The organism is uncultured Gimesia sp. (assembly GCF_937919775.1).
Lineage (GTDB): Bacteria > Planctomycetota > Planctomycetia > Planctomycetales > Planctomycetaceae > Gimesia.
In genome coordinates this window covers 1-2,633 of record NZ_CALFPF010000707.1, presented here as the reverse complement: position 1 = coordinate 2,633, position 2,633 = coordinate 1, and the positions used below count along the sequence as shown (strand labels likewise).

The 2,633-nt window shown below is 47.2% G+C and carries 3 protein-coding genes; all 3 read left to right on the top strand.

All coding sequences use genetic code 11. The features are described from left to right. Complete coding sequence (locus Q0294_RS20045; protein WP_366917998.1) at positions 1 to 939, top strand: MoxR family ATPase; 939 nt, start codon at positions 1 to 3, stop codon at positions 937 to 939. Positions 940 to 945: 6 nt separating this feature from the next. After that, positions 946 to 1,851, top strand: coding sequence for a DUF58 domain-containing protein (locus tag Q0294_RS20040; RefSeq protein WP_299469003.1), 906 nt, complete (start codon positions 946 to 948; stop codon positions 1,849 to 1,851). Beyond that, positions 1,848 to 2,633: VWA domain-containing protein (locus Q0294_RS20035; protein WP_299469001.1), on the top strand; the 786-nt coding region annotated here is incomplete at its 3' end. The genes Q0294_RS20040 and Q0294_RS20035, both read left to right, overlap by 4 nt.

The window sequence follows — 2,633 nt, the reverse complement described above, 5'->3', positions numbered from 1 at the left end:
GTGCGTGCTGAAGTCGCGCGTATGATCATTGGTCAGGAGCGGGTCGTCGAGTCGACATTATACGCGCTGTTTTGTGGAGGAAATGTGTTGCTGGAAGGCGTTCCCGGGCTGGGAAAAACAGAGTTGGTAAAAGCACTTTCGAAAGTACTGGATTTACATTTCCAGCGTATCCAGTTCACACCGGACTTAATGCCGGCGGATATTATTGGCACGAATATCATGAGCACGGATGAGACCGGTACTTATCGGTTTGAATTTCGGAAAGGGCCAATTTTCACCCAACTGCTGCTGGCGGATGAGATTAACCGGGCTTCTCCCAAAACACAATCAGCCTTGCTGGAGACAATGCAGGAAGGAACTGTCACAGCAGGCGGAACACAATACCGGCTCGATCAACCATTCTTTGTGATGGCCACACAGAATCCCATTGAGCAGGAGGGAACCTACCCTTTGCCCGAAGCCCAATTGGACCGTTTCATGTTTAAAATCGGTGTCCCTTTTCCGAACCGGGATGAACTTAACACGATCGTGCAGCAGACCATTCTGAGGCAGCCGGCAACTTTGAAAAAATTATTGAACAGTGCGCAAATTCTTGAATTACGGGAAGTACTGGATAAAGTAGTTGTGGTTGAAGCGATCCGTGATTATGCGATTCGTCTTGTTCTTTCAACACATCCCGGGACAGATTTCGCGACAGAAGAGGTCCGCCGTTTTGTGCACTGGGGAGCCAGTCCGCGGGCAGCACAGTCATTAATCAAAGCCGCTCGCGTTCGAGCTCTGAGTGAAGGACGGGCGCACGTCGCGTTTGAAGATGTTCGTTACTTTGCAAACGAAGTACTCCAACATCGTGTGATTCTGAATTACGATGGACAGGCAGAAAATATCAAGGTCATTGATCTGGTTGCACAGAACTGCAGGGAATTACCAGAACAGGATTAATCACCGGTGTCACAAGAAACTCAGTCAAATCAGTATACTTCTTTGTTTGATAACAAAACGTTATCCATGCTGGAGCGGATGCGTCTCAATCCAACGCGGCGATTGACCAACCGCAGCCGTGGCGAGCATCTTTCCGGTAAAGGGGGCACAAGCACAGAATTTTCAGATTACCGTAATTACGTTGCCGGTGATGATGTACGCTACATTGACTGGAATATTTTTTCCCGATTACATCGTCCCTACATGAAGCAATATCAGCATGAAGAAGAAATGCACGTGGTATTGATACTGGATGCTTCCTCTTCAATGGATTATGAAGATAAAATATTGCGTTGTCAGCAGTTGGCGGCAGCCTTTGGTGTGATGGGCCTGTTGAATTTTGAAAAAGTGAGTGCTTATGCATGCAACCAGAAAGGGGGCCGTCCAGCCAAGATGGCGCCCTGTACCGGTCGGATCAGCATGAAACGTTTATTTGATTTCCTCACGAAAATCGAAGTCGGCGGTGATTCTCCCATTGAAGCAGCAGTCGAAGATGTACTGCGTACACATCGCGGACGGGGAGTTGCCATCGTCCTTTCGGATTACGAATCATTCGGTGATTTATCCCGTCCTTTTAATATGCTGTATAGTGCCGGACTGGAAATTTTCGGCGTTCAGATTTTAGGTCCATCGGAAATCAATCCGGAAATCAATGGAGACTTACGTCTGGTTGACAGCGAGAGCGGTCAGACATTGGACATCTCTTCAGCAGGGGACTTGTTGGGGCTTTATCATGAGCACCGTGCCTTATTAGAAGAGCATCTGGCTATGCTGTGTCGGCAGCGTTCAGGGCGATTTATGACGGTAAACAGCGGGGATTCGCTGGAACATGTCCTCTTTGACCTCTTGCGGCGGAAAAGGTGGGTCTTATGAATTTCTGGCCCGGTTTTTATTCGCTACAAGGGGCATGGTTCCTGCTATTGTTAGTGCCGCTGGTTATCTTCTATTTTTTGAAATTAAAGCGGCCACATAAGCACGTCCCTTCGCTGGCGCTTTGGAGTCAGGTAATCAATGACCGGCGTGTCAATTCTCCTTTTCAAAAATTCAAACGCAGTATTTTGCTGTTACTCCAGATTCTGCTACTGCTATTTCTGGTGCTGTCTCTGATGCAGCCTTATATTCAAAGCGGTGCGGACCGGGCACAGTATTTACCGATCTTAATTGATTGTTCCGCCAGCATGGCAGCGACCGACCCCAATACAAATAAATCACGACTGGATCTCGCTAAGGAGCGAGTTACTGAGCTAATTGAGAATTTATTACCCGATCAACGGGTTTCACTGGTGGCTGTCAGTTCGACAGCGCATCGATTGACCGATTTTACGGATAATCAGAGAGTTCTAAAACAATCACTTGCGGGATTAACGGTTGATGATGTACCCAGCAAGCTGGAAGATGCCTTACGGATGACGCAAGCACTCTCACGAACGGTTCCAATAAAGACTGTCCTGTTTTATTCAGATGGTAATTTTCCAAAAGAAGTAAGTTTTGATCTTCCTTTCGAATTAAATTACCAGATGCTGCCTCCCGCCGGTTCCAATATTGGAATTACCTCATTCAATGCGCGCAAAAATCAAACTGGTAACTGGGATGTCTTTATTCGCCTTGAAAATTCCAAAGATTCCGACAAACCGGCCACGATCGAATTGAAGCAG